22 protein-coding genes are annotated in these 26,825 nt (G+C 55.6%); 7 read left to right on the plus strand and 15 right to left on the minus strand.

The annotated features are described in order from the left end of the window. Positions 1-374: 374 nt before the first annotated feature. From QCD60_RS00870 to QCD60_RS00885, 4 genes are all read right to left on the minus strand, one after another. Positions 375-1,562, minus strand: a complete 1,188-nt coding sequence (locus QCD60_RS00870; RefSeq protein WP_279781480.1) for an enoyl-CoA hydratase/isomerase family protein — start codon at positions 1,560-1,562, stop codon at positions 375-377. 21 nt (positions 1,563-1,583) lie between these two features. After that, positions 1,584-2,381 carry an enoyl-CoA hydratase gene (locus QCD60_RS00875; protein WP_279781482.1) on the minus strand — a complete coding sequence of 266 codons (798 nt, stop codon included), beginning with the start codon at positions 2,379-2,381 and terminating at the stop codon, positions 1,584-1,586. A gap of 56 nt (positions 2,382-2,437) precedes the next feature. After that, on the minus strand, positions 2,438-3,595 hold the full coding sequence (locus QCD60_RS00880; RefSeq protein ID WP_279781484.1) for an acyl-CoA dehydrogenase family protein: 1,158 nt from the start codon (positions 3,593-3,595) through the stop codon (positions 2,438-2,440). 206 nt (positions 3,596-3,801) lie between these two features. Further along, the gene (locus tag QCD60_RS00885; RefSeq protein WP_279781487.1) at positions 3,802-5,334 is read right to left on the minus strand and encodes a CoA-acylating methylmalonate-semialdehyde dehydrogenase; all 1,533 of its coding nucleotides are present in this window, start codon (positions 5,332-5,334) and stop codon (positions 3,802-3,804) included. A gap of 192 nt (positions 5,335-5,526) precedes the next feature. Between QCD60_RS00885 and QCD60_RS00890 the strand changes: the two genes are divergently transcribed. Together QCD60_RS00890 and QCD60_RS00895 are read left to right on the plus strand one after the other, a co-directional pair. After that, positions 5,527-6,408 carry an AraC family ligand binding domain-containing protein gene (locus tag QCD60_RS00890; protein ID WP_279781489.1) on the plus strand — a complete coding sequence of 294 codons (882 nt, stop codon included), beginning with the start codon at positions 5,527-5,529 and terminating at the stop codon, positions 6,406-6,408. Positions 6,409-6,798: 390 nt separating this feature from the next. After that, positions 6,799-9,288, plus strand: a complete 2,490-nt coding sequence (locus QCD60_RS00895) for an EAL domain-containing protein (RefSeq protein WP_279781491.1) — start codon at positions 6,799-6,801, stop codon at positions 9,286-9,288. On the opposite strand, the gene QCD60_RS00900 is transcribed toward QCD60_RS00895, so the two are convergent. The 6 genes from QCD60_RS00900 to QCD60_RS00925 form a co-directional block, all read right to left on the minus strand. Beyond that, the gene (locus tag QCD60_RS00900; RefSeq protein WP_279781493.1) at positions 9,272-9,811 is read right to left on the minus strand and encodes a nucleoside 2-deoxyribosyltransferase; all 540 of its coding nucleotides are present in this window, start codon (positions 9,809-9,811) and stop codon (positions 9,272-9,274) included. The genes QCD60_RS00895 and QCD60_RS00900 overlap by 17 nt on opposite strands. A 328-nt stretch (positions 9,812-10,139) precedes the next feature. Then, on the minus strand, positions 10,140-10,925 hold the full coding sequence (locus QCD60_RS00905; RefSeq protein ID WP_279781495.1) for a hypothetical protein: 786 nt from the start codon (positions 10,923-10,925) through the stop codon (positions 10,140-10,142). A gap of 63 nt (positions 10,926-10,988) precedes the next feature. After that, positions 10,989-13,208 carry an AAA family ATPase gene (locus QCD60_RS00910; RefSeq protein WP_279781497.1) on the minus strand — a complete coding sequence of 740 codons (2,220 nt, stop codon included), beginning with the start codon at positions 13,206-13,208 and terminating at the stop codon, positions 10,989-10,991. A gap of 219 nt (positions 13,209-13,427) precedes the next feature. Beyond that, positions 13,428-15,122, minus strand: coding sequence for a hypothetical protein (locus QCD60_RS00915; protein ID WP_279781500.1), 1,695 nt, complete (start codon positions 15,120-15,122; stop codon positions 13,428-13,430). A gap of 222 nt (positions 15,123-15,344) precedes the next feature. Beyond that, on the minus strand, positions 15,345-15,995 hold the full coding sequence (locus QCD60_RS00920) for a LysE family translocator (protein ID WP_279781502.1): 651 nt from the start codon (positions 15,993-15,995) through the stop codon (positions 15,345-15,347). A 147-nt stretch (positions 15,996-16,142) separates the two neighbouring features. Then, positions 16,143-17,009: an AraC family transcriptional regulator gene (locus QCD60_RS00925; RefSeq protein WP_104156993.1), complete on the minus strand. Its 867-nt coding sequence runs from the start codon at positions 17,007-17,009 to the stop codon at positions 16,143-16,145. Between the two features lie 427 nt (positions 17,010-17,436). On the opposite strand from QCD60_RS00925, the gene QCD60_RS00930 reads away from it, so the two are divergent. Beyond that, positions 17,437-18,102 carry a substrate-binding domain-containing protein gene (locus QCD60_RS00930; RefSeq protein WP_279781508.1) on the plus strand — a complete coding sequence of 222 codons (666 nt, stop codon included), beginning with the start codon at positions 17,437-17,439 and terminating at the stop codon, positions 18,100-18,102. Between the two features lie 26 nt (positions 18,103-18,128). Here the strand turns inward: QCD60_RS00930 and QCD60_RS00935 are convergent, their stop codons facing one another. The 3 genes from QCD60_RS00935 to QCD60_RS00945 form a co-directional block, all read right to left on the minus strand. Continuing rightward, a complete protein-coding gene (locus QCD60_RS00935) occupies positions 18,129-18,947 on the minus strand; it encodes an AraC family transcriptional regulator (protein ID WP_279781511.1) in 819 nt (272 codons plus the stop codon). A 29-nt stretch (positions 18,948-18,976) separates the two neighbouring features. Further along, complete coding sequence (locus QCD60_RS00940) at positions 18,977-19,588, minus strand: LysE family translocator (RefSeq protein ID WP_279781513.1); 612 nt, start codon at positions 19,586-19,588, stop codon at positions 18,977-18,979. A gap of 135 nt (positions 19,589-19,723) precedes the next feature. Beyond that, a complete protein-coding gene (locus tag QCD60_RS00945) occupies positions 19,724-20,926 on the minus strand; it encodes an acetyl-CoA C-acyltransferase (protein WP_279781516.1) in 1,203 nt (400 codons plus the stop codon). 174 nt (positions 20,927-21,100) lie between these two features. Here QCD60_RS00945 and QCD60_RS00950 point away from each other — a divergent pair, with 174 nt between their 5' ends. Next, positions 21,101-21,553 (plus strand): Mpo1-like protein, encoded by a 453-nt coding sequence (locus QCD60_RS00950; protein WP_279781518.1) that lies wholly within the window; start codon positions 21,101-21,103, stop codon positions 21,551-21,553. A 102-nt stretch (positions 21,554-21,655) separates the two neighbouring features. Beyond that, on the plus strand, positions 21,656-22,258 hold the full coding sequence (locus tag QCD60_RS00955; protein ID WP_279781521.1) for a DJ-1/PfpI family protein: 603 nt from the start codon (positions 21,656-21,658) through the stop codon (positions 22,256-22,258). 15 nt (positions 22,259-22,273) lie between these two features. On the opposite strand, the gene QCD60_RS00960 is transcribed toward QCD60_RS00955, so the two are convergent. Together QCD60_RS00960 and QCD60_RS00965 are read right to left on the minus strand one after the other, a co-directional pair. After that, the gene (locus tag QCD60_RS00960) at positions 22,274-23,185 is read right to left on the minus strand and encodes an EamA family transporter (RefSeq protein ID WP_279781523.1); all 912 of its coding nucleotides are present in this window, start codon (positions 23,183-23,185) and stop codon (positions 22,274-22,276) included. Positions 23,186-23,323: 138 nt separating this feature from the next. Beyond that, positions 23,324-24,037, minus strand: coding sequence for an AraC family transcriptional regulator (locus QCD60_RS00965; protein WP_279781525.1), 714 nt, complete (start codon positions 24,035-24,037; stop codon positions 23,324-23,326). 924 nt (positions 24,038-24,961) lie between these two features. Here QCD60_RS00965 and QCD60_RS00970 point away from each other — a divergent pair. Then, positions 24,962-25,423 (plus strand): MerR family DNA-binding transcriptional regulator, encoded by a 462-nt coding sequence (locus QCD60_RS00970; protein ID WP_279781527.1) that lies wholly within the window; start codon positions 24,962-24,964, stop codon positions 25,421-25,423. Between the two features lie 138 nt (positions 25,424-25,561). Beyond that, entirely contained in the window at positions 25,562-26,731 is a 1,170-nt protein-coding gene (locus QCD60_RS00975) for an isovaleryl-CoA dehydrogenase (protein ID WP_279781529.1), read from the plus strand. The last annotated feature ends 94 nt before the right edge of the window (positions 26,732-26,825 follow it).

A 26,825-nucleotide genomic window follows, 5' to 3' on the forward strand; every position in this document is an offset into this window, starting at 1 on the left:
AGTATTCTTGCTTCGCTTCTGTGTTATCTCTCAGCGCTATCGGTCAAAACACGATGGCTGCGATGCACTCAAAAGTCCCTCTCCCCTCGCGGGAGAGGGATTTAGGGTGAGGGGGAACCGCTCGACTCCCTCACGCCCGCCGGAAGTTAGTTCAGTATTCTTGCTTCGCTTCTGCGTTATCTCTCAGGGCTATCGGTCAAAACACGACGGCTGCGATGTACTCAAAAGTCCCTCCCCCCTCGCAGGAGAGGGATTTAGGGTGAGAGGGAACCGCTCGACTCCCTCACGCCCGCCGGAAGTTAGTTCAGTATTCCTGCTTCGCTTCTGCGTTATCTCTCAGCGCTATCGGTCAAAACACGACGGCTGCGATGTACTCAAAAGTCCCTCTCCCCTCGCAGGAGAGGGATTGAGGGAGATGAGGAACCGCTCGACTCTCCCAGCCCTTGCAACGGGTGCGTTTGTGCGATCCAGGGGCTGACGAAATGTTCGCTGATCCACGCGGCGGGCACGGCTTCCACCGAGGCAAACTGCCATGCGGGGTTGCCGTCTTTCTCGATCAGCAGCGCACGCACGCCTTCGGCAAACTCGCCGTGGCTACAGCAATTGACCGAGACTACCAGCTCTTCGCGGAAGGTTTGTGCCAGCGACCAGTGCCTTGCGCGGTGCAGCTGCTCCCAGATCAGCACGGCGGAGGCCGGGCTGCCTTTGCGAACGCCTTTTACTGCCTGCTGCAACCAGGGGTCGTCGGTTTCCAGTGTGGCCAGCGCACTGTAGGCCGCCGTCGCGTGACCGTGATCCATCAGCTTGTTGATCTGATCCAGATGCTGACGCACGGGCGACAGGGGGATGGCTTCCCGGTGAGTTTCTTCCTTACTGCGCAGCCAGTCGTCCACCAGAGCTTCGTCGGCATGGCCACTGCCCTGCCACGGCAGGCTGACCATTTCGTCCAGTGTGGTTGCGCGCAGCTCGTTGGGCAGAAAGCGATCCGCCAGCCCGACAAACAGCGCATCACCGGCATTGATGGAAACACCGCTCAGGCCGAGGAACAGGCCGACGCGACCGGGCATCTTGTTGAGGAACCAGCTGCCACCCACATCCGGATAAAGGCCGATGGCGACTTCGGGCATGGCGATGCGGGATTTCTCCGTGACGATGCGAAAGCGTGCCCCGGACATCAGCCCCAGACCACCGCCCATCACAATGCCATGACCCCAGCAGATCAGCGGCTTATTGAAGGTGTGGATCAGATGATCAACCTGATACTCCAGCGTAAAGAAGCGCTCGGCATAGGGGTTACGCTGGCGGCCGCTTTCCTTAATGGACTCATACAAGCGGACAATATTGCCGCCGGCACAGAAGGCTTTCTCGCCACTGCCTTGCAGCCACACCGCGACGATACCGGGGTCGGCCTGCCAGCGCGGCAGCTGCTCCGCCAGCAGCTCAATCATTTCCAGACTGAGGGCATTGAGTGACTTTTCCGCATTCAGGGTCGCCACGCCAATGCGGTGGCCGCTCTGGGTGGGGCGTTCTTCAAACAGGATTGGCGCTTCCGGGCTGGTCATATCGGGCTCCTTTTCTGGCAGTTAGCGGTTTTTCCACTGTGGCTTGCGCTTCTCAAGAAAGGCATTCACCCCTTCTTTCTGGTCTTCGGTGCTGAACAGATCAAGGAAGTAATCCCGCTCCAGCGGCAACGCGGCACTGTGGGTACCCACGCGGGTATGCTGGATCAGCTTTTTGCAGGCCGTCACGGCAATCGGGCTCTGGGCAGCGACTCTGGCTGCCAGTGCCAGTGCGGCCTCCCGCGCGTTACCGTTGTCGACCACCTCTTCCACCAGCCCGATACGCTGGGCCAGTTCGGCGCCGACGCGCTCACCGCACAGAATCATGCGCTTGGCCCAGCCTTCGCCCACCAGACGGGTCAGGTTCTGCGTACCACCGGCACAGGGCAGCAAACCGACACTGGCTTCGGGCAGTGCCATCACGGCTTTTTGCTCTGCGATACGGATATCACAGGCCAGTGCCACTTCCAGCCCGCCGCCCATGGCCCAGCCGTTGATAGCAGCGATGGAGACACCACGGAAGGCACTCAGGGTCTCAAAGGCTTCGCCAAACAGGCGGGCCATGCGATAGGCGCGCTCCTTGTTACCGTCGGCAAACAGGTTGAGGTCAGCACCCGCCGAGAAGAACTTTTCACTGTCGCTGGCCAGCACCAGCGCATACACCTCGGGGTCAGCGGCCAGTGCAGTGACGGTATCACGCAGGGCCAGCAGGCCTTCTTCAGTCCAGGTGTTGGCGGGAGGGTTGGTCATGATCACCAGTGCGGTGTGACCCTGCATTTCCACCAGCAGCTTGTCGGTCACGGGTAAGGTTGGAGCGGTCATCGTGGCTTCCTTTTTATTGTTGTCGATCAACTCATGGAGGGGATAAGCCGGGAGACTCAACCCAGCTCAGCGGCCCCGTCTGCCAGCAGGCGACGGGCAATAATGACCCGCATGATTTCGTTAGTGCCTTCGAGAATCTGATGCACCCGGGTGTCGCGCACATGGCGCTCCATCGGGTATTCCTTGATGTAGCCATAGCCGCCGAACAGCTGCAGGGCGTTATTGCAGACCTCAAAGCCGACATCGGTGGCAAAGCGCTTGGCCATGGCGCAGTAGGTGGTGGCATCGGGGTGTTTTTCATCCAGCTTGAAAGCGGCCATGCGCACCATCTGGCGGGCGGCGATCAGCTCGGTGGCCATATCAGCCAGCTTGAACTGCAGCGCCTGAAAGGTCGCAATCTCTTTGCCGAACTGTTTGCGCTCATGCACGTACTGCAGAGCTTCGTTGAGCGCCTGCTGCGCTGTGCCGATGGAGCAGGTGGCGATGTTGATGCGACCACCGTCCAGCCCCATCATGGCGAACTTGAAGCCTTCCCCCTCAGAGCCCAGCAGGTTGGCAGCGGGAATGCGCACATCTTCAAAGGTCACCAGACGGGTCGGCTGACTGTTCCAGCCCATTTTTTCTTCCAGACGGCCGTAGACGATGCCTGCACTGTCGGCTGGCACCATAAAGGCGGAGATGCCTTTCGGGCCTTCGCCCCCGGTTCTTGCCATCACCACCAGCACATCCGTCGAGCCCGCACCGGAGATAAACATTTTCGAGCCGTTCAGTACGTAGTCATCACCGTCGCGTTTGGCGCTGGTGCGCAGCGACGCCGCATCGGAACCGGCACCGGGTTCGGTCAGGCAGTAAGAACCAAGCTTCTGCCCGGCAGCCATCACCGGCACCAGCTCTGCCGCCAGCTCAGGGCGGGCAAAACGGGCAATCATCCAGGTGACCATGTTGTGAATGGTGAGATAGGCAGTGGTCGAGGTGCAGCCCATGGCCAGCTGTTCAAAAATCAGGCTGGAGTCCAGCCGCGACAGGCCAAGGCCACCCAGCTCTTCCGGGGTGTAAAGGCCGCAGAAGCCGAGTTCGCCAGCCTGTTTGATCACGTCTACGGGGAAATGATGCTCAGCATCCCAGCGGGCGGCATGGGGAGCCAGTTGTTCCATGGCAAACTGACGGGCCATGTCGACGAATGCTTGCTGTTCTTCGGTGAGATTGAAATTCATAAACAGGTTCCTCTCTGTTACCTGCTTGGCGGCCGGTATGACGGCTTCTTATCTTCCTGCCAAGGCGACGGTTGACGGCGTAATATCGTTTTTATTTTTTACCTTTACGTTAACGTCACCTTGTACACCATCCACTTCCCTGCTGTCCAGCTTTGGCCTGTTCCGAGGCCAGAGCCGGACAGCACAGTGGAATCAGTGCATTGGGATCAGCGCAGATGAATGGAGGTATTCACACCACCTGCTGGAATATCGGCATCAAACCAGCGGGCAGTGATGGTTTTGGTTTCGGTGTAGAAGCGCACCGCCTGCTTGCCGTAGGCATGCTGGTCACCGTAGAACGAGCCTTTCCAGCCGGTGAAGGAGAAGAACGGCAGCGGTACTGGAATCGGAATATTGATACCCACCTGACCGACTTCGATTTCGTGCTGATACTTGCGTGCCGCAGCGCCGCTGGCCGTGAAAATGGAAGTGCCATTACCGAAGGGGCTGGCATTGATCAGAGAGATCGCTTCATCGAGGTTATCGACTTCCACACAGCCGAGCACCGGGCCGAAGATTTCTTCTTTATAGATGGTCATTTCCGGCGTGACGCCACTGAACAGCGTTGGCCCGACCCAGTGGCCATTGGGATAGCCTTCCACTTCACACTGTGAGCCATCCAGCAGGCAATTGGCTCCTTCGCGTTTGCCCATTTCGATCAGGCTGAGTATGCGTGACTTGGCGCGGGCACTGATCTGCGGGCCATAGGCAGCAGCCGGGTCAGAGGTTGGGCCTGGGTGCACAGAGGCCATGGCTTCTTTCAGCTCGGGAATCCAGTCTTTAGCTTCGCCGACGAATACCGCCACGGAGATGGCCATGCAGCGCTGCCCGGCCGCACCCACGGAGGCACCGACCAGATTGTTGATCACCTGCTGTTTGTTGGCATCCGGCATGATCACCATGTGGTTCTTGGCACCGGCAAAGGCCTGCACTCGCTTCATATGATCGGTGCCAGTACGATAAACGTGCTGGCCTACGGCCACTGAGCCCACGAAAGACACGGCCTTGATATCAGGATGGGTCAGCAGCGTATCGACCTGCTGCTTGCCGCCGTGCACTACCTGCAGTACGCCTTTGGGGGCGCCGGCCTCGACGAACAGCTCGGCAAGCCGGGTCGGGGTCATCGGGTCCTGCTCGGAGGGCTTGAGAATAAAGGTGTTACCGCAGGCAATGGCCATGGGGAACATCCACAGCGGGATCATCGCCGGGAAGTTGAACGGGGTAATACCGGCACACACGCCCAGCGGCTGAATAAAGGAATAGGTATCAATGGCACGGGCGACGTTTTCTGCCGTTTCCCCCATCATCAGCGACGGTACGTTAGCCGCCTGCTCAACCACCTCGATACCACGCCAGACATCGCCCTTGGCATCTTCAAAGGTCTTGCCGGTTTCTTTGGCGAGAATCCCGGCCAGCTCATCGTGATGCTCTTTGAGCAGCGCCTGATAACGCATCATCAGACGAGCGCGCTCGGGTAAAGCGACTTCTTTCCAGATCCTGAATGCGGCTTTGGCACTGGCAATGGCCTGTTCCATTTCATCCGCGGTCGCGCAGGGGGCGTGGCACAGCACTTCGTCGGTCGCCGGGTTGGTCACGGCAATGCGCTCTGCGCTGGCACTCTGGCGGAACTCACCATCGATAAACAGGGGCACCATGCCGTCTTTATACAGACCATTACCTTGCTGATTGACGTTGTTCATATCGGTCACCTTGGTTTGTTGTCATTATTTTCGGGTTGAAGCCGTGATCGCCGGGCGATCAGTTTGTCTCTGTTCGTGCGGTGATTTAAGCAGTTACTCAACCTTGGTGGGATTGATCAAATTGCTGCGCAGATGGACTATATTGCGGCTCTTGATATGCCACCCGCTTGATAAAAATAACGAGAAACATGGATGAGCAGACCCTCTGACTGGCCCCTGCAGCCACACTCCCTGCGTTTTGTTGTGCCCGCCGCACTGGTGGAAGACCTGCGGCACAATCCGCTGACCCGCGGGCTGTACCCGCTCGGGCTTGGGCACTATGTGCATGCAGCGGGGCACCATATGCGGCGCGAGAGCCACGATGACTATCTGCTTATTTACTGCACTCAGGGTGCCGGGGAACTGCAGGTGGCACAGGATCGCTATAGCATCCGCGCAGGTGATCTGGTGCTGCTGCCCAAGGGCGTGCGCCATCGCTATCAGTCGGCTGATGATGACCCGTGGAGCATTTACTGGGCGCATTTTGACGGCCATATGAGCCCGCTGTTTCTCGATCAGATCGGGATCGACAGTGGTCGCTATGTGCTCAGTCTCGGTCATCACCCCAAGCTGGTGCAGGATTTCGCCACCCTGCTGCAATTACGCCAGACCGGCTTTCACTCACTGGCGCTGCTGCATGTGTCGAACCAGCTGAAGCAGATACTTAGCTATCTGGCCCTGCTGCGTTACCAGCTGCGTCAGCAGGCACAGCCCGGGCTTAATGTGGAAGAAGTGCATGCGTTAATGGAAGAGCGGGTGCAAAGCCAGCTTGATCTGGACACGCTGGCAGACACAGTGGGTATGTCGAAATTCCACTTTGTGAAGAAGTACCGGGAAATGACCGGCACCACGCCGATCAAGCACTTTATTCATCTGAAAATAGAACGGGCGTGCTATCTGATGGACATCACCGACCAGCCTATTCAGCAAATCAGCCACAGTCTGGGTTATGACGATGCCTACTATTTTTCCCGCCTGTTCAAGAAAGTCATGGGTATCGCTCCCAGTGCCTATCGAAAACTCAACAAAGGCTGACAACTTGCTCGTGGGTGGCTTGCCGAGTCGAAGGGAAGGGTCTACGTTTCATATGGCTACACAACGTAAAAACAGGTTAATGGAATACGAGCCAATGGCTATACAACCTGAACAGTATGGGAACGTCAGAACCCCCTACTCCCCTCACGTTCGGCAGGGTTAGAGCTGATGCTTTTTACAGTGTTTAGACGCAGGCGGGTGTGTAGTAGCAGGCCAGATACCGGTGCAGTTTCCGATCACCGGCCGTATGCCAGCCCGTCGTTAACAACCCTCTTTCATGCTGATCTCACCATTGGCAGTGCTCCACTGACGCTGGCCTTGCTGGCTGTTGTCCCTCTTGCAGTTTTACCTGCGTTAACTCACGCAGCATCGCGTGATGTACGAATAGGGGTGTACCAGAATTCGCCCAAGATCATGATGGGCACAAACGAAATGCCGTCGGGTATCCTCGGTGATCTGATTGTCGAGATTGCCAGACAGGAGCACTGGCAACTCACACCGGTCAGATGCGAATGGCAGCAGTGTCTGGAACTGCTGCAAAGCGGTGCCATTGACCTGATGCCGGATGTGGCCTTCAGCGATCAGCGCGCAGCGATTTTCGATTTCCACCACACACCTTCGCTGTATTCCTGGTCGCAGGTTTATCAGAACAGCGAAGAAAACATTCAGTCTGTTCTCGACCTCCACGACAAGCGGATCGCCGTAATGGATGGCTCAATCCAGCAAAGCTATCTGGACGGATTGCTCAAGAGTTTTTCCGTCAATGCCCAGCTGGTGCCGGTGCGTAATCTGGAAGAAGCCTTTGAGCTGGTCGCGGGCCACAAAGCCGATGTCGCGGTCTCCAATGCCAAGTTTGGTGATTTTCAGGCGCCTAACTATCACCTCGAAGCCACCCCCATCATGTTCCAGCCCGCCAAACTGTTCTATGCCACCCCCAAGGGCAAGAATGCGGATTTGCTGCAGGCCATCGATCAATACCTCGACCTGTGGCAAGCCGACTCCAAGTCGGTCTACTACGATATTCTGCAGCGCTGGGGCGGCAAGGAGCCCAGATCACTGGTGCCTGAGCAGATCTGGTGGTGGCTCTATGGTCTGATTGCCCTGCTGGTGCTGGCAACAGGCGGCAATGCGTTGCTACGTCGGCAGGTGCGGCAGAAAACCCGCTATCTGCAAGCCAGCGAAGACAAGCTGGCGACGATTCTCAACACCATTGATTCCTACATCTACATCAAGGATACCCAGCTGAATTATCAGTACGCCAACAAGAAGGTCTGTGATCTGTTTGACACCAGGCTGGAAGCATTGCTGGGCAAAAGTGACGAGGAATTCTTCGACGAAGAGACCTGCCTCAACCTTCATCAGAATGACCGCAAGGTACTGAGTGAAGGCAAACGTCTGGTCGCTGAAGAGGTCAACCGCAGCAATGACGGACGACTGCGCACCTATCACTCGATCAAGATGCCACTGCGCCACGAGAACGGCAGCATCTATGCCATCTGCGGTATCTCCACCGATATCACCGATCAGAAGCAGCATCTGCAGGAAATTCACCGGCTGGCGTTCTACGACACCCTGACCCAGCTGCCGAACCGCCGTCTGCTGATCGAACGCCTGCAGACCGCCCTGAGCAGCCGGGAAGTCTCCCCCCGTAGCGGCGCCCTGCTGTTTATTGATCTGGATAACTTCAAAGATCTCAACGACACCATGGGCCACGATGTGGGCGACCAGCTGCTACAGCAGGTGACACAGCGCCTGCAGGCAGAGATCAGCACGCAGGACACCATTGCCCGTCTCGGTGGTGATGAATTCGTGATGATGCTGGATCAGCTCGATAAGGACAGCAGCCGTGCCCGCTCTTACGCCGAAAGCCTGGGCCGACGCCTGCTGGCCGTGCTGTCGCGACCTTATCAGCTCAGCGGCCATATCTGTAACACCACCGCCAGTATTGGCATCACCCTGTTTGACGACCCAAAAAGTACGGTGGAAGAGCTGCTCAAGCATGCTGATCTGGCCATGTATCAGGCCAAGGCTGCGGGCCGGAATACCCTGCGCTTCTTTACGCCGGATCTGCAGTCAGCCGCATTGGCCCGCGCCGCAGTGGAAGCGGATATGCGTGTAGCACTGGTATCACGGCAGTTCCTGCTGCACTACCAGCCACAGGTGGATCTGGACGGCAAACTACAGGGTGCTGAAGCCCTGATCCGCTGGCAGCACCCTGCCAAAGGATTGATTCCGCCTGCACAGTTTATTCCCGTCGCCGAAGCAACCGGCCTGATTCTGCCGCTCGGACAGTGGATTCTGCGTCAGGCTTGCCGCCAGCTGGTGGAGTGGTCGCAGCACCCCTATCTGTGCAACATACCGGTGGCGGTCAACGTCAGTGTGCGACAGTTCCACCACCCGGACTTTGCCTCAGACGTGCTGGAGATTCTCGGCGAGACCGGTGCCGCTCCCCATCTGCTCAAACTGGAGATCACCGAGAGTCAGCTGATCTCCAATATGGAAAGCACCATCTACACCATGAACCGGTTGCGCCGCAAAGGCGTGCACTTCTCACTGGATGACTTCGGCACCGGCTACTCTTCCCTGAGCTATCTGAAACGCCTGCCCCTTGATCAGCTGAAGATCGACCGCTCCTTTGTGCGCGACCTGCTCAGCGATGCCAACGATGCGGCCATCATCAAGACCATTATTGCGCTGGGGCAGACACTGGACATGCATATCATTGCTGAAGGGGTTGAAACGCTGGAACAGCGCGACAAGCTGATTGAGCTGGGTTGCCATCTGTTCCAGGGATATCTGTTTGGTCAGCCGGGCCCTGCAGAGGCGCTGCACCGGGAGTATCTGACCAGAGTAGAGGTGCCTTTCACGCCTGAGCAGTGAGCGCCTGTAGCAGCTCGCGCAACACCTGCAGATGATCATCGATGTTCAGACAGTCACCGTCTCGGGCAATGAACTGCCCGCCACTGTCTTCAATAGCGCCGATCATCATCAGATTATCTGCCATGGTAAAGCGCTCCACCGACAGGCCGTTTTCATCCACGCCTGCGGTGGGTTGCACCACGCGCTGCTGGTAAATACGGGCATCCAGTGAATAACCCCACACCGGTTTGAACTGCGCCTGCATATAGCCCAGTTCAAACGCTGTCCCGCCATCCATACCGGGGCCACGAAAGGGCGTCAGATTAGCGATGACGATATCGCACTGGTCCATCAGCTTGAGATTGCCACGATAGATGGCAAGGCCAGCCTGAAACGGTGTCAGCCCGGTCAGGTCCAGCTCCTTGTCCAGCGGGAAGCGCCCCTTCAGACCAAACTCCTCACACAGCGCCGTCTTCGCATCGCCCAGAGCACGGGCATTGGGATAAAACACATCGGGGCCAGCCAGATAGACAGATCGATACATCAGTTACTTCTCGGTCAGAACAATCGGGAACGGCATTTCGATACAAATGCTATGCCATGAATACTATCTGCCTTTGAGCCTTAACAGGTCGTTGAAAATCTATCTGCGTTGCCGAATACCACGTCAAAAACAGGCTCAAAATGCTCATTTAGTTCACTAAACTCCGCTTTTTCGCCTGTTTTTTCCTTGTCTCGGCTGCCTCGATGACGTTTTTCAACAGCCTGCTAAGCCTTGGAGCACTATCAGCAATAGCCAGCCTGAATCGTGCGCGCACATCGATACTTTGCCATGTCAGTCCTTTACCCACCTCTGACTCAGCAACTTCAGCCTATTCCTGCTGCAGTACACCTGACTGCACGACCTGAGCTTTCTCTTTCTCCGTGTAAGGACGGCAGGAAATGTTATAGACGTGCTGATACCACTGCGCATAGTGATAGAGCACGCGCAATCGTCGGAAATAGATGCCATAACCTTTAATGGTGCAGGCCGCATCCTGTTGTGGGATGTTGGCGTAAACATCCTCTTCCGGATAATACAACGCAGGTAAGAACAGGCTACTTTCGATGGTGTAGTACTTGCCGTTGTTGGCTGAGGTGCTACAGGGTAACGAGGTACAGCCAGTGAACTGATAACGTTCACCCGCCACGATTTCCTGCTTGCCGGTTGTGTACACCAGCTCTTCAAACTGAGTAGAGAAAAAGTACAGAGCACATCCACCGAGATAGAGTAGCCAGCCACTTGCCAAGCCAGCAGCCGACATTACAACTAGTCGCCTGGGGGAGAAGCTCATATCGCCATTATGATCACATACCGGCGTACCCGCCTTCTGCTGACAGGCACACCAGCGCCAGCAGGATAATACCCAGGTTAACAGCCACCCATCACGCCAGCGACGCCACAACCACAGTGGCAAAAACAGCGTATTCAGCAGCACTTTACAGCAGGTAATAACTGCAAAAATCAACCGCGCCAGCGCACCGGGCACTGGCTGGTCTGGAAGTGGGGGAACTGTCCTCCGCTGCTTTCTATCAGAAGAGGATTGACGTTGTTGCTGCAGAATACGCTGCGCCCGACGCAGAACTTCAGCAGCAGAAGGTGGAACATCCTTGCTCATAACTCGGTAACTCCTTGTCTGGCGAACTCCTGGCGAGCGGCCAGAGAGCCGCCTGCCGCGCTGTTACTGGAGCCGATCATTCGGGCCAGGAGGCAATATCCGCACTTTGCGACTGTTCGCATCAAACTCGATCACCATACTGCCCTCAGCCTCCGGCGTCTGCAGCAAGGTATTGGCGACAGCGGGTTTGATATGGGTAGTGATGTAACCGGGCACACCACGCGCGCCAGTCGCCGGTGAATAGATGGCACGGCAGAGCTCCGCCAGAGTGGTATCGGAGACGTCGATGTGGATACGCTTGCCACCTGCATTGATCTGCTGATTGAGCTTGATGATTTCCCGCCTCGCAATCTTCTCGATTACCGGCAAGCCAAGACGGTTAAAGCAAACAATATTCTGTCGGCCATTGAAGCGATTGAGAAACTCAGGGCGATATACCGTATCCAACTCTTTCAAGGTTTCGGCCACAGCATCATCAAAGCTCAGAGCCTCATCCAGAAAGTTGGGTTGGCCAATATTAGTTGTCATCAGAATAATAGCCTCACTGAACGACACAGTAAGGCCTCGGTTATCAGTCAAGCGCCCGTCGTCCAACACCTGCAGCAGCACGTTGAATACGTCAGGGTGGGCCTTTTCAATCTCATCAAACAATACGATGACACGAGGATTCGCACGCATGGAATTGGTCAAAATACCTCCCGCCTCATAGCCTTCATAACCTGGAGGAGCTCCGATCAGCTTGGCAACACCATGCTTTTCCATGTATTCCGACATATCAAAACGCAGCAGAGCTTTTTCGCTGTCATACAAAGCAGAAGCCAACGCTTTAGCCAGTTCCGTTTTACCCGTACCAGAAGGCCCAAGAAACATAAAAGAAGCCTGTGGTTTTTCCGGATCCTTCAATCCTACACGCGCTACTCGCACGGCATCGGCCAACTGAGTTACCGCATGATCCTGACCATATACTCGGCTCTGCAAGGTAGCCTGCAACTTGAGTAACTTGCTGCGCTCATCCTGGTTGAGCTTATCAACAGCGATGCCGGAGATACTGCTAAACTCACGAAGCACATCGTCTGCAGATAACGCCAGACTGCGATTGAACTCCGCCGTCAACGACTCGAACTCGGCCTTATTGGCCTTAACACTGCACTGCAAGCGCTCAATATCGTTCTTTACCCGTGTAATGGCTTCCGACTCAAACCCTACAGACGCCGCTGAGCCAAAGGCTCTGAATCCGGGCTTACTTTCCAGCTCAGGCTCAGTTGTTTGCCGCTCAGCCTGCTGTTTGCGTAACGTATCCAGTTCCTCCTCCAAAGCGATCAAGGTCTCCTCTCCTTCTCGCTGGGAACGGTAACACTGCCGCAGACGCTCCTGCATGTCCTGCCAAGTCTGGCGAGCTTTGGCTATCTCATCCTCCAGAGTGGACTGCTGCCGAAGCAATGCCTCGCGCTCATCAACACTCAGGACTTCCTGTTGCAAGGCCAGAGTCAACTGCTGCTGTGTCAGACGCATTTCATCATGACGAACTGGTTGAGCATGGACGCGCTGACGATAACTGGCCAACGCCCGGTCCAGCAGATTGAGCGCCCGTTCAGGTTGAGCTCTGCTCAAGCTCATTTCCTGAACACGGTATTTGCTGGTCAGCATGATCGCAGTATCCACCGCATCGGGGCGGATACAGATGTGATGGTGATGCTCCAACCGCTGTGCCGCCTCAGTCACGATGTGCTGCAGGCAATGTTGCTCAGGCTCACGAATATCCAGCATGGTGTAGTATTCACGCATGTCCGAGTGGCACTTGAGCACAACCTCAAGATCCTCGTCACGAGTCTCGAAAATGGCCTGAAACCTCCCATGGCGAACTTCTCTGACCAAGGCATTTATAAAGTGCGTACAGCCGTTGTTGCGTGCCGCTTCAATAAAGTCCCGCGCATCTTCGACAATGAGTACCGTGTCACGAGAACGTCCCAGAGTACGCAGCAGCTTTTGAAACGCCTCATTGATCTGCGCACCGTCACCGGACGCAAACAGACCGTCCGTATCCAACCAGAAGAAGCGCTTGCTAAGCAGGTCGAAAGGCGCCGCAGGATCTGTTTTGGCTGCCTGCAGGCCCATGCAGATTGCAGAACATCCCACGCCCCCAGCGCCAACCAGCAATATGCTGTTGGCACGATTACGCATCAGAGTGCCAGCCAGCTTGTTCAGCTCGACACTGCGGCCGACCAGTTTGAAATCAAGATGTCTGGCCAGATAATCCCGGCCACGTGTCAGAAAATGTGACATAGCTTTCTCATCCATAAGCGTCACTGCACACAAAGTGCAACGGAAGACAGCCAGGATGGAAGCATTCCATCCTGGCCAGGAGCAGTTGGGGGTGATCAATCAGAATGGCAAAGGCGGCCTCTCGGTTCACGTGATAGTGAATTCGCAAACCTGCTATCTGATGTGTATTTCTGCGTCGGCTCAACGTTTGATCCAATAGACCTCCCGACTGGAGGTCTATCAGAAATTAAACGGATTACCGGATGATTTGATGTCGCTGACGGGTTCTCCAGCAGTCTCCCCATCATATTTTCCTGCGGTTACATCGGCAGCCACCGCAAAGGAGTCACGTACGGTATTCTGCACACCCCGTGCAGTATCTTCCAGGCGACCAAGTAACTCCTTGGTTTCCTCCAGCCCCTGACGAGTAATGCTGGTAGCCGCTTCCACCACCTGGCCATATTGCTCCAGATCCTCCAGGGCTTTCGCCAGCTCGGAGTTGATCTCCTTGGAACCAAGAGCAACACGGATGACCTCCTTCTGACCCAAGTCATTGGTAGTTTGCTGCATACGCTCCAGTGACATACGAGCCATCTCCGAAGACTCGCCCAGCGCAGCTGACGATACCGCTTGCAATACCGTGCTAAGTTGATCCGCTACACCCGCAACGCCCGAACTGTGTAGCTGACGCGTCTTGCTGATCTGTTGCTCATTGGCATCCTGCATGGACTTAATGCGATGACTGGAGGTGGTCAGTTCTGCCAGTACCGTGGTGGTGTCGACAGACGAGGTACCCAGTGCCTTGATGTGACCTTCCAGGTCGCGCTTGGAGCGTTCACGCGCCATCTTTTCAATATCGCCTTCATCGACGCTGCCAGGCTGCAGCGTTTCACGAATGTTCTCATTGGAACGCTCGGCATCCTTGGTCGCATCGTTGATGATGGCGTAAATTTCACGCATGGAGTAATTGGCTTCGCTTAGGTTGGCAATCTGTCCGTTCATCTGATCAAAGTGCTGAGATACGGTGCCAACGCGCGTCTCCGTAGTATTAATAAACTCCTGAGCCGCACTGACTAAATCCCGCTGCCGCTGGATGTGCTGATCAGAGCTAATATCCAGCAGCTCACGAAGCTTGGCCTTCTGATCACGGTATTCAGCCAGCTCAGTGTGTGCGACAAAGGCCTTGGGAGTAGCGTCAATCTGCTGCGTCAATTCCTGCAGTTCCTGAGTCAACTCCTGCATGTCGAGTTGCAGCAAGGCGATTTTTTCCCGCGAGCTGCGACGCACATTACCGAATCCAAACCAGCCCTTGTCTTCGCCAAGAATGGCAACCTGGCGACGCATTTCCTCGATACTCTGTGTTAGTCGCTCCAGCTCAGCGGACTGCTGCAGCTGCAATGCCAGCAACTCGGCCTCTTTTTCCTTGTCATTGGCGATTTCGCGGAACACATCAAAAGTAACCCCATCCATCCGCAGGGTATAGACCGCATCCACGATGTCGGTAAGAGGCGTTATTTTCGACTCAAATGACAACAGGGCACGATTGATTTCATCGTAGACGGCCTTCAATTCAGAGAAGGCATCAGTATCGGTCAAGGAGATAATCTCCTTGGCCATACGTTTGCGCTCGTGCTGAAGGTATTCCTTGAATTGATTGAACTCGTCCAGTCGAGTACTGGATTCAATCTTGTCATGGGTAAACGTCAGTGCCTTGGCTACTGCTTCCTTGCGCTCCGTCGGGCTGAAGTCAGGATTCAGGATAATTTTATAGAAGGTATTGGACTGTATATCTGCAAAGGGGTTTGCCAGCTCTTCCGTATGCTGAGAAGTTCGCCCTGCAGACTTCGCAGCAACCCCTGCAGTTTGTTTGGCGCGAACTAAAACGTCTTTAACTTCACTATTTTTACTGCGTTTAGCGGCTGATGTGGACGACATCACTACCTCCCTATATCAACTCCAATGTCCAAATACATTCCTTTTCCAACACTCAGATTGCCTCGTCGACCAACATGACAACAATGCTCAACACCAGGTTGGAACATCAGGTCATCACTGCAGCCACTCCGCTGCGAACCTGCCTGACGAACCGGCCACTTTATACATAAATACACATTTATACAAATAAATATACATTTAATGACATTAAAGCGAACACCGCTACAGACTCAAGCGTGCCACGCCCTGCGCTACCAGCAGCAAGGCAAAGACCGTCAGGATTGCGCCGGTGAAGTACAACGTGCCGCGCTCATGACTCATCAGCCAGTTGCGTAAACGCGGGATGTTCAGCGCCCAGCCAAGAAAGCCAAACCAGCCCAGCGCCAGCACAAAGAACAGCGCCACCAGTGACAGCTTGAACTGTAATGGGCTGACCGCGGGCAGCATCCCGGCAATCACGCTGAAGAAATAGACATAGGCTTTGGGGTTAAGCACGTTAGTGGCAAAGCCAGTCCACCAGCCATTGCCCAGTTGTCGGGCATTGTCACCAGTGGCTGTGTCCTCGCCCTGTACGGGCTGAAACTGCCAGGCAGCCCGCAGGCAACTCCAGCCCAGCCAGCCGAGCCAGGCCGCTGCCAGCCAGGGCAACACGCGCATGATACCGGGCAGCACCTGCTGCAATGCGCTGGCGGCAAAGGTCACGATGGCGGTATGCATCATGATGGCGGTGGAAAGACCCAGCGCCAGCAGGAACGCATGACGACGCCCTCCGAGAGTACTGGCGCGCAGCATCAGGGCGAAGTCGGGGCCGGGGGCAACCAGCGCAGCAAAGTGCACGCAGCCAAGAGTGAAGAGTAAGGATGCGAAAGACATGGCGAATACCTGACAAGCAATTCATGGGAATCGGGATTGCCATCAGATTAGCGATTCCGAAAACAGCCAGCTTGTAAAAAAATGCAGTTCGGATCGCCATATGCCAGTGTTCGTATGGCCGGTGTACAGCAGATCGTGACCACGCCGTCAGCGCCATACCTGCTGCTGATAAGCGGAAGGCGTCAGGTCGTAGCGGCGCTTGAAGGCATGCACCAGATGGCTCTGGTCATAGAAGCCAGCCGCCATCGCCGCCTCACTGACTGTCTTGCCCTGCATCAGGCTGCGGCGTGCACAGTCCACCCGTAATGCCAGCAGATAGGCATGAGGCGTCATACCAATGCTCTGGCGGAAGCGTCGCAAAAACTGATACTCACTCAGATTGAACAGGGCGGCGAGATCAGCCAGACGATGCTTGTTGCAGATGTCGGCCAGCAGGTAGTCCTTCAGTTGCTGGCGTTGCAGCGCACTGAACTGATTGCTGCCCTTGCCACTTCGCTCAGACTCGCCCTGAGGTGAATCGGCATAGCGCTGAATCAGATGAGACAGCACCAGCATCAGCTGGGTATCGGTCGCCAGCGGCTCCACACCGGGCATCTCCATGGCCCGGTGCAGTTGCAGTAAGCCGTTATAGAGAAAGGGGTCCGCAATATCCGGCCCCCTGAAGAAAATTTTGCGGTTGGGCTGCCCCTGCAGCTCTGCCACCCGCGCAATACAGTCAGCACTGACCCGCAGACAGCGAACCTGATAGTTCCCCGTGACAGCACCTTTGCCGTCATGCACATCATCCGGATTGATCAGCGACAGGCGCTGTGGTGCCAGCACATAACGGCTGCCCTTGTGCATGAAATCCTGCGCACCGAAATCACAGATACCGATATGGAAGTCTTCATGCACATGGGGCTCAAACTCAAACCCCTGGTAATAGGCACGCACCAGCTCAACACCCGGCAGGGTATCCATCAGCTGATGCTGGATCGCAGGCTTGGTCGAGTCAGGGAGAAGGATGCTGGTCATGAGGGCAAGAACGTCACTGCTGAAACCGGAATGGCAGACACCATGATGTATTGGCGCTTCAACAGTCTACTCCGCTCAGGCACCGTCGGCTTGTAAAAAACTGCAGTGAACGAGCCTCCTTTCCACCCTCTGCAGGGCAAACCGTGCCTTGCCCTGCTGCCAGATACTCCCTGTCCACATTGCCCCCTCTATGCCCGAAACGCATAGCCGCTTTTGATAAACGGTAGTCGTGCTGCCTGTACGACTGACACAGAATCGCCTCAGAACCTGCTCACAGGATTACCAGCACGGTCTGAGACTGCACATCCAAAAACATGAAAAAAGGTGACCTTGTCGGTTATGCCGCCAGACCGGCTGATCTGATCAGAACGATGACAAAGCGGGTATCGCAGACCACAACCTGCCCATCATCAGTCAGGCAGCGGCCGTGGCCACAGTTGAAGGCGATAAAACCTGTGCGCAGGAGTTAGCCGCCACCCGCGCTCAGCTGACGGCCTTTACCTGGTTACCCAAACTGGTCGATATGATCTGCAAGGCCTATCCGAAAGTGCAGATCGAACCGTCGGTGGAATCCAGTGCCGAGCTGTTCAGAAAGCTGGAGGAGGATCAACTTGATCTGATCGTCGTCCCTGATGTTTTCAACGACACCCGCTTTATTTCCGTGCCGCTGCACAGTGTCGAAAACGCCTGGATGTGCTCTCCCAGCCTCAGCAATATCAGCGAAACCATCGATCTGTCTGAGCTGGCCAACTTTCCGGTACATGTGCAGAGCAACAGCTCAGGCACCGGGCTGGTCTATGACCGCTGGTTTGCCGAACACCGCATCCCGCTGCCGAAGACAGTGGTCAGCCAGAACCTGCTGGTACAGATCGGACTGACGCTGTCCGGGGCCGGGGTCAGCTATCTGCCCAGAGTCTGCCTGCAACATCTGATTGATCAGGGCACGCTGCATATTCTGAAAACCCGACCCGGCCTGCCGCGCATTCGTTATGCGGTACTGTATCGGGCAGACCGTCAGCTGGGTATCAATCAGCATATTGCGCAACTGGCGGAGCAGGCCTGTGACTTTTCCAGGCTGCTGCTGGAGAGATAACGCTGACGACGCTGGTTAGTAGCCCGTCATCCGCGAATAAAGCAGGCCTGATACTGGCGGGGAGTGACCGCGATACGGCGTTTGAAATGACGCTGGAAGTGGCTTTGGTCGGCAAACCCCAGCGCCTGAGCGACATCAGCAATGGCCTGCCCCTGCTGCAGCAAGGGTTTGGCACGATTGATCCGCTGATCGAGCAAAAAGGCGTGGGGCGTCTGACCGTAAGCGGTGCGGAAACTGCGAATCAGATGATAGGGGCTCAGCCCGACTTCAGCCGCCAGTTCGTCAATCGACAGGTTGTCTTGCAGCCTGTCCAGAATGACGGCTTTGGCCTGCTTCATCTGTCCGCTGTCAAAGCGCGGCTCGCTGGCCAGTAGCGGCTGGAACTGCTTCTGGATAAATCCAATCAGCGCCTCTTCCGCAGCCATGGCGTCATCTTCATTCAGCAGTGCGCAAAACAGCTGATCAAAATGCTGATAGGTCGCCGGATCATCGACCATAGGCCGGGCAAAGGGCACAAACTCGCCACTGAATGCACCGAGCATGCAGCGCTGCAGGTCAGCCATCCATGCGGTATCGACAAACAGCATGCGGTAGGACCAGGTGGGCGCCTGCGCCGGATTACAGGAGTGAGGTTCATCAGGGTTGATCAGCACTGTACTGCCACGCTGGGTCAGCATTTCCCGGCCTTTATTGATGTAATGACCGTAACCGCCGTCAACGACGCCAAACGAAAACTCAGGATGGCTGTGGGTGTCGTAACACGCCGAGAAGTAGCGGGCACTGCGCATTTCCACATAGGGCAGCACCCCATTGCGACGGAAAAACACCTCTGGCTGTTGCTGCATGCTCGCTAACCTCTGACTACCGCCTGCCTTCATAAGCTGGCCTTGATGCCCGCCAGTGCAACGGTCAGTACCAGCACTGAGCCCATCAGCACGTTGAAACAGCGCTGACGCAGGGCGTTATGCAAGTAGCGGCTGATGACCTGCCCCATGGCAGCCCAGCAACCAACGGAAAAGCAGCATACCAGAAAGGACACGGTGCTGAAGACATAAAGACCGGAGGGCAATGCCCCGGCACTGCTGACAAACAACCCAATACCGGACAGACCGAACAACCAGGCTTTCGGATTGAGCCACTGACACAGCGCTCCTTGCCAGATACCCGGATGGCCGTTGCTGTCGCCGTCTGTCACCGGCCCGCCCACAGGGGCCAGAATGATACGCAAGGCCAGATAGAGCAGAAACAGCGCACCTGCCCACTGGATCCCCGACTGCAACCAGCCGATACGGGCAATCACCTGATCGGCCCCTGCTCCCAGCACCAGCAGCAACAGGGCGTAGCCGAGGCTGGCACCCAGTACATGAGGAAATGCCCGCCAAAAACCGAAACGCGCCCCGTAGCTGGTCGCCAGCATATTGACCGGGCCGGGGGTAATGGCCCCGACCAGCGCAAACATGGACATGGAAAAAATCACTGCCAGCATGAGGAAACCTTCTTATTGTCAGAACGTGTTCACGTTCCAGGAGTTCAGCTGGCAGTGTGCGTGAGGCTCAGCGGGATTTATTGAACAAAATTGCGCCTCGCTGCTTTTTCATCAGTCATTTTCATCAGAACAGTGTCATAGCACTTCAACCGCCACCGCCGTGGCCTCGCCGCCGCCGATACAAAGTGAGGCAATGCCTCTTTTAAGCCCTTTCTGCCGCAGCGCATGGATCAGGGTCACCAGAATGCGCGAGCCTGATGAACCAATAGGGTGCCCCTGTGCACAGGCACCGCCAAAGATGTTGACTCTGCTTTCATCCAGCTCCAGCTGGCGTATCGCCAGCATGGTCACCACGGCAAAAGCCTCATTGATTTCAAATAGATCGACCGACGATTTATCCCAGCCGGCCTTCTTCAAGACTTTATCGATGGCACCGATGGGAGCCAGCGTGAACTCAGCGGGCAGCTGGGCATGAGTACTGTGCGCCAGCAGCCGCGCCAGTGGGTGCAAGCCACGCTGTTCGGCCTCTGCCGCCGACATCAGCAGCAGTGCAGAAGCGCCGTCGGAAATGGAGCTGGAATTCGCCGCAGTGACACTGCCGTCTCTGGCAAACGCGGGTTTGAGGGTCGGGATCTTGTCGATGTTGGCTTTGAAGGGCTGCTCATCCTGAGTTACCTGCTCTTCGCCTTTTCGACCCTGGATGCTGACCGGAGCCATCTCACTGTTCAGCCATCCCTGCTCTGCCGCCATCTGGGCTTTGCGCAGGGAGTTGATGGCGAACGCATCCATCTCTTCACGGGTTACCTGAAAGCGGTCCGCCGCCTGTTGCGCAAACACGCCCATCAGCCCGCCCTCGTAGGCATCCTCAAGGCCGTCAAAGAACATATGATCAATTACCTGTTGATGGCCCATCCGCAGGCCGGCACGCGCTTTCGGCAGCAGGTAGGGGGCATTACTCATGGACTCCATCCCGCCTGCCACCATGATGCGCGCCTCACCGGCACGAATCTGGTCCATCGCCATCATGACGGCCTTCATGCCTGAGCCGCACATCTTGTTGACCGTGGTACAGCCAACATGATCGGGTAAACCGGCACCACGTGAAGCCTGACGTGCCGGTGCCTGACCCAGACCTGCAGGCAAAACACAGCCCATCACAACTTCATCGACGGCTTCTGCTGGCAAGCCGGAAGCCTGTAGTGTATGTCGAATGGCAACACTGCCCAGCTCCGTGGCTTTAAGCGAACTCAAACTGCCCTGAAAACCACCCATGGGAGTACGACTGGCTGCCACGACGACAATATCGGTGGCCGGGTTGATATGCTCAGTGGATGACATCGTTGTTCTCCTTATCTTGTCATTGCACCCGGATATGTGATCGGGCCGGTGTGGGACACTACGCTAGCAACACATCACCTTTACGTAAAGGTCAACTTAATATTTGCATGTCATGCTGGCAGCCTTTTCACACTTGATTTATAACAAAACAATATTCACTAAAAGGACAGCACCATGCGCAGCCTGACCCAATGGATGTCTCTGTATGGCGAAAGCCACCAACATCCGACAAATAAACTGATCCACTGGATGGCGGTTCCAGGTATTTTCTTCTGCGTGGTTGCCCTGTTATGGAGCCTGCCTACCCCCTGGCAGCAAACAGAGATGAACTGGGCCACCCTGGCTACCCTGCCTGCGGCCCTGTTCTACCTGCGCCTGTCACGCCCGCTGGGTATTGCGATGTGTCTGTTTATGGGGATGTGTCTGATGCTATGCCACTGGCTGTCAGCAACCGCGCCATTGCTCTATTTGGCCACAGGCCTGTTCGTTGTGCTGTGGATTGCCCAGTTTGTTGGCCATGCGGTGGAAGGCAAACGCCCATCCTTTTTCACGGATCTGCAGTTTCTGCTGATTGGACCCGCCTGGCTGATGCAGAGGATACTGCGGCAATTGCGTATTCCCACCTGAGAACGTGAACCTGATCCGCTGGGTACAGGTTACTCTGGAAGCGCAGCAGGCTCATCGCAGCGCACAGATCAGGTTCTCAGACAGGAATCATCAGAACTCATCATGAAAGTCGCCATACTGACCTTTGAAGGCTACAACGAACTGGACTCTTTCGTAGCACTTGGCCTGCTCAATCGGCTGAAACCCTCAGGCTGGGAGGTTCGCCTGTGCTGCCCGCAGGCTGAAGTGACCTCCATGAATGGCGTCACCCTGCACGCACAGGCGCCACTGGAATATGCCAACAGCGCGGATGTTGTGCTGTTCGGTAGCGGCATATTTACCCGCGATATTGCCAGATCACCCGATATCCTCGGCCGTTTACAGCTCGACCCGGCCAGACAACTGATTGGCGCTCAGTGCTCAGGTACCCTGTTGCTGGCCAAACTGCAGCTGATCCCATCGCTGACGGGCTGCACCGATACCACCACACGGCCCTGGGTAGAGGAAGCAGGTATTGCCGTGCTGGAAAAACCCCTGCATATCGATGGCAACATCGCAACAGCCGGAGGCTGCCTGGCCTCTCAGTATCTCGCCGCCTGGGTCATGCTGCGCATGGCAGGGCTGGAGGCCGCCACCCAGGCCCTGCATTACGTCGCACCGGTTGGCGAAAAGCAGGAATACACTCAGCGTGTGCTGGATGTGGTAATGAAGGAAGTTGGCCTGTAACCGGTCAGCAGACCATCAGCTACCCCGCGCCTGCAGAAACAGGCAGAACATAATCAGAGCGATCCCTGTCCAGCCAAGCAGGGATATCTGCTCACCCACAATCACTACCGCCAGCACTGCTGCCACGACAGGCTCGAACAGTGTGAGTAGGGTCGCTTTGCTGGCGTTGACATAACGCAGGCCAAAACCAAACGCCAGATAGCCGATGAACATCGGTACCAGTGCCATATAAGACACCACCAGAATGTTGTGTACGCTGGCAAACAGGTGCTGCCCCGTGAGCAGCAACGAGGGAATCAGTACCGCAGCGCCAATAGCAAACATGCCACTCATGGCCGACTCCGAAGGAATGCCCTGATCAATCATAGACTTGGCTAACCAGGCATAGATGGCATATGCCACCCCTGCGACCAGCCCCAGCAGGACGCCGATCATCTTTCCGACGGTTTGAGACTGTCCCTCTGCCGCATCGGCAGCATTGCCGGATGTCAGCATCACCACGCCCACCACACCCAGAGCAAAACTGATCAGCCAGCGCCTGTTGATGGAGCTCTTCCTGGTCAGCACACATTCGAGCACTACGGTTGCAAAAGGGGCCGTTGCGATGGAGATCACCGTGCCCGCTGCCACACCTGCCAGCTTCATCGAGCTGTAGAAAGCCAACGGATAGACCGCGATGGCCATGCCACCGAGCAGCAACCGTGGCTTCACTTGCAACAACTGGGCGATGTTCTGCCGCAGCTGACTACGCGCCTGCAACGCCTGTAACAAGCCCCCAACCCCCATCGCGAAAGCGCCAATGGCCAGTGGGCTGAGCTGGGATGCAAAGCTGGCTACGGTGCCCGTCGTCCCCCAGAGAAATGAGGCCAATAAGACAGCCAGCACACCATGCCGTGACTGCTTTTCCAAATGAATACTGTGTGCCATTACCTGAATCCATCATCTTCATGGGTGAGTTCATGGTGCACAGCATACTGAAAAGGAATTTATAAAAATGTGCAGATCGGACGTATCTATCGGCTTATCAGCCGCACTTTGAAAGGGTCGTGAACACGTGCTCAGGCACTATCTGGCAAATGCCCGGGGAGACATGCCAAAACAGGCAGTGAAACGGCGGATGAACGCCGACACATCGTTATATCCCACCTGTTCTGCAATCAGCTGCACTGGCAGGTCGGTGTGAGTCAGCAGCGCCCTGGCTTTTTCCATGCGCAGCTGGGTGATGTATTGATGCACGCTGCTACCCAACGCTTCTCTGAACAGCTTTTTGAACTGAGTAGGGCTCAAGTGCGCGGCTTCCGCCAGCTCAGCAATCTGCAGGTTGCTGGCCAGGTGATCAGTGATATGGGCATGCACCGTTCTGATGCGCTGATCGACAGGTGCTCTGCCCCCCTGCCGAGCCAGCAGTTGCATGAACAGCTGCAGGATGGACGCCTCAAGTGCTTCATCCACCTGAAACTCCAGCTGCTTTTCGGCAAAGAACAGAAAACTCAGCATCGGTGCTGAAACAGAAAACACCGCGCTGGCGATGGAGTAAAGATTGTCCGGCAGCTGCAGCAGATCGGCCACGATAAAGCGGGCGGCTTCGTCAGCCTTAAAATGGTGCTGTCTGCCACTCTGAATCACCACGCACTCACCTACCCCCACCTTGCCTGCATAGCCTTCCAGCTCAATCGCGATCACACCCCGAATGGGCAGTACCAACTGATGATGATCATGGGCATGACTTTGCTGCTGCTTGGTATAGGTGCGGATACTCAGGCTATTTTCCATAGGCATGGGGCAGTCACAGGATGGTGGGCGTCAACTGCACGCAAGCCTGTCACGTCAGCGCTTTGTTTGCAAAGCGATGAAGACGACAACCGGCACTCATTCAGTGCGATTCAACAGACAGTGAGAATGATGGCAGAAGGAGGAAATTCGCTGACGCAGAATGCAAAAAACCCAGTCAACTTAAGCCAGGCTTCGACCATAAGTTGACTGGGCTCTTAGCGCTAGAGGTCAATCACCTGTTGCGCCTATTCATGCTCACTGACTACCAGAGGTTTTATTTTTATTATTTCTAGTTTCGCTTATTGCTGTTGTTCGACGCAGACCTGATCAACTTCATCGTGTACTTATTTTTATTTTTCACGTTTACGTTGTGGTCAACGCTCAGCGGCATGGGTGCTACTATGCCGACATACTCTGTAACTGTTAACTAGACCTTGGTCTAAGCTCGCATATTCTTCCCGGATTAAATCGTACAATTCGCGCCAACAGGCAGAATATTTGCACGTCTATGCCGGACTGCATTCATACACTGTGTGCTGCGGTAGCGTATCTGGTTTTTAAGTCTGGGAAGAGAAGCAGTGTCGGCGTTTTTACAGACGCCAGATAGCAAAAACCCAGAGGACTTAGGGCTTAAGTTCTCTGGGTTCTTAGCACAGTAATGTGCTCATTGATGCCAACTGTTTCCGGAGGTTTTATTTTTATTTTTTCCAGCATCGCTTATTGCTTTTATCTAACGTTTACGCTCAGGTAAACGTTCAGCGGCATGGAGGATACTATGAGCCTTTTCCCGGGCAGTTTTAATTAGACGTTAGTCTAAAATTTAAGCATTCCGACACACTCAGACCATAGTCTGAGACAAATTAAACACAGCAATGTTTACGTTTACGTAAACTTAAACTATCTTGCATCAACACTATTTAAGGCAATGCTATGAGCAAAACCACCTGGAGCATCAGCGAACTCGCCAAAGAGTTCGACATCACGACGCGAAGCATCCGCTTCTATGAAGACCAGGGGCTGCTCACTCCAACGCGCAAGGGCCAGACGCGCATTTATTCCAAGCAGGACCGTGTACGCCTGAAGCTGACCCTGCGCGGTAAGCGTCTGGGCTTCTCCCTTGCGGATACCCGTGAGCTGTTTGCCATTTATGACGACACGGCCACCAACAACGATAAACAGCTGACCCTCATGATCAACATCGTGCATGACAAACTGGCGACGCTGGAGCAGCAGCTGCAGGATCTGCAGATTGTCCGCTCCGAGTTGCTGACAGCTGAAAAACGTTGCTGGGACTCCATGAGTCAGGAGGGTCGTCACGCTCTGGAGCAGGAACTGGACTACACCTTCCCTGCCGGGCAAGAACATGAGTCAGAGATGAGCCAGGAGTTGTAAGTCTGCAGTGACCGCAGCAGGCACGACGCACCGCGCACAATCACTGGCTGTAACATTACTGGCTGTCACTGAGCCACCAGACAGCGCCACCTTTAATGACAATAACAATTAATGACAATAACAGTGAGGTAATGCCAGATGATCTCCACCTACAAAAGCCTGAATTTCGGTCTGGGTGAAACCATCGATATGCTGCGCGAGCAGGTCAATGCCTTTGCCCAGGCCGAGATTGCCCCACGCGCAGCGCAGATCGATCACGACAACCTGTTCCCTAACGATCTGTGGCGCAAATTTGGAGATATGGGTCTGCTCGGCATCACGGTCAGCGAAGAATACGGTGGTGCAGAAATGGGCTATCTGGCACACATGGTGGCGATGGAAGAAATCAGCCGCGCCTCGGCCTCAGTCGGCCTGTCTTATGGCGCTCACTCCAACCTGTGCGTCAACCAGATATACCGTAACGGCAACGCTGAACAGAAAGCCAAGTACCTGCCCAGGCTGATCAGCGGTGAACATATCGGCGCGCTGGCCATGAGCGAACCTAATGCAGGCTCAGATGTGGTCAGCATGAAACTGCGGGCGGAAAAACGCGGTGATCGCTACATCCTTAATGGCAACAAGATGTGGATCACCAACGGCCCCGATGCCCATACCTATGTGATCTACGCCAAAACCGATGTGCAGGCTGGCTCAAAAGGCATCACGGCCTTCATCGTCGAGCACGACTTCCCCGGTTTCAGCCGTGCACAAAAACTCGACAAGCTCGGCATGCGTGGTTCCAACACCTGCGAACTGGTATTCACCGACTGTGAAGTACCGGAAGAAAACGTGCTCGGCCAGCTCAATGGTGGCGTCAGAGTATTGATGAGCGGTCTGGATTACGAACGTGCCGTACTGGCGGCGGGCCCACTCGGCATCATGCAGGCATGTATGGATGTGGTAGTGCCCTATATCCACGACCGCAAACAGTTTGGCCAGTCCATCGGTGAATTCCAGCTGATTCAGGGCAAAGTGGCCGATATGTACACGACCCTCAACGCCAGCAGAGCCTATGTCTATACCGTAGGACACGCCTGTGATCGTGGCGAAACCACCCGTAAGGATGCCGCTGGCGCCATTCTTTACGCCGCCGAGAAAGCCACTCAGGTGGCTCTGGATGCCATCCAGTTGCTGGGCGGTAACGGTTACATCAACGAGTTCCCCACCGGTCGCCTGCTGCGCGATGCCAAACTCTATGAAATCGGGGCTGGCACCTCGGAAATCCGTCGCATGCTGATCGGCCGCGAGTTGTTCAACGAGTCCAACTGATCCAGCGGCTGCCCTGCAGGAACGTATTCATCTAATGAACACGTTCCTGCAGGAGCGCAGCCGCTCGCTATCAACGACGGATTTGCTTGTGCAA

The sequence above is a fragment of the Pokkaliibacter sp. MBI-7 genome, from assembly GCF_029846635.1.
Classification (GTDB): domain Bacteria; phylum Pseudomonadota; class Gammaproteobacteria; order Pseudomonadales; family Balneatricaceae; genus Pokkaliibacter.

Excerpts from the sequence above, each read along its gene's own strand:
- QCD60_RS00870 (WP_279781480.1), bottom strand. The coding sequence starts at position 1,562 with ATGACCAGCCCGGAAGCGCCAATCCTGTTTGAAGAACGCCCCACCCAG.
- QCD60_RS00875 (WP_279781482.1), bottom strand. The coding sequence starts at position 2,381 with ATGACCGCTCCAACCTTACCCGTGACCGACAAGCTGCTGGTGGAAATG.
- QCD60_RS00880 (WP_279781484.1), bottom strand. The coding sequence starts at position 3,595 with ATGAATTTCAATCTCACCGAAGAACAGCAAGCATTCGTCGACATGGCC.
- QCD60_RS00885 (WP_279781487.1), bottom strand. The coding sequence starts at position 5,334 with ATGAACAACGTCAATCAGCAAGGTAATGGTCTGTATAAAGACGGCATG.
- QCD60_RS00890 (WP_279781489.1), top strand. The coding sequence starts at position 5,527 with ATGAGCAGACCCTCTGACTGGCCCCTGCAGCCACACTCCCTGCGTTTT.
- QCD60_RS00900 (WP_279781493.1), bottom strand. The coding sequence starts at position 9,811 with ATGTATCGATCTGTCTATCTGGCTGGCCCCGATGTGTTTTATCCCAAT.
- QCD60_RS00905 (WP_279781495.1), bottom strand. The coding sequence starts at position 10,925 with ATGAGCAAGGATGTTCCACCTTCTGCTGCTGAAGTTCTGCGTCGGGCG.
- QCD60_RS00910 (WP_279781497.1), bottom strand. The coding sequence starts at position 13,208 with ATGTCACATTTTCTGACACGTGGCCGGGATTATCTGGCCAGACATCTT.
- QCD60_RS00915 (WP_279781500.1), bottom strand. The coding sequence starts at position 15,122 with ATGTCGTCCACATCAGCCGCTAAACGCAGTAAAAATAGTGAAGTTAAA.
- QCD60_RS00920 (WP_279781502.1), bottom strand. The coding sequence starts at position 15,995 with ATGTCTTTCGCATCCTTACTCTTCACTCTTGGCTGCGTGCACTTTGCT.
- QCD60_RS00925 (WP_104156993.1), bottom strand. The coding sequence starts at position 17,009 with ATGACCAGCATCCTTCTCCCTGACTCGACCAAGCCTGCGATCCAGCAT.
- QCD60_RS00935 (WP_279781511.1), bottom strand. The coding sequence starts at position 18,947 with ATGCAGCAACAGCCAGAGGTGTTTTTCCGTCGCAATGGGGTGCTGCCC.
- QCD60_RS00940 (WP_279781513.1), bottom strand. The coding sequence starts at position 19,588 with ATGCTGGCAGTGATTTTTTCCATGTCCATGTTTGCGCTGGTCGGGGCC.
- QCD60_RS00945 (WP_279781516.1), bottom strand. The coding sequence starts at position 20,926 with ATGTCATCCACTGAGCATATCAACCCGGCCACCGATATTGTCGTCGTG.
- QCD60_RS00950 (WP_279781518.1), top strand. The coding sequence starts at position 21,101 with ATGCGCAGCCTGACCCAATGGATGTCTCTGTATGGCGAAAGCCACCAA.
- QCD60_RS00955 (WP_279781521.1), top strand. The coding sequence starts at position 21,656 with ATGAAAGTCGCCATACTGACCTTTGAAGGCTACAACGAACTGGACTCT.
- QCD60_RS00960 (WP_279781523.1), bottom strand. The coding sequence starts at position 23,185 with ATGGCACACAGTATTCATTTGGAAAAGCAGTCACGGCATGGTGTGCTG.
- QCD60_RS00965 (WP_279781525.1), bottom strand. The coding sequence starts at position 24,037 with ATGCCTATGGAAAATAGCCTGAGTATCCGCACCTATACCAAGCAGCAG.
- QCD60_RS00970 (WP_279781527.1), top strand. The coding sequence starts at position 24,962 with ATGAGCAAAACCACCTGGAGCATCAGCGAACTCGCCAAAGAGTTCGAC.
- QCD60_RS00975 (WP_279781529.1), top strand. The coding sequence starts at position 25,562 with ATGATCTCCACCTACAAAAGCCTGAATTTCGGTCTGGGTGAAACCATC.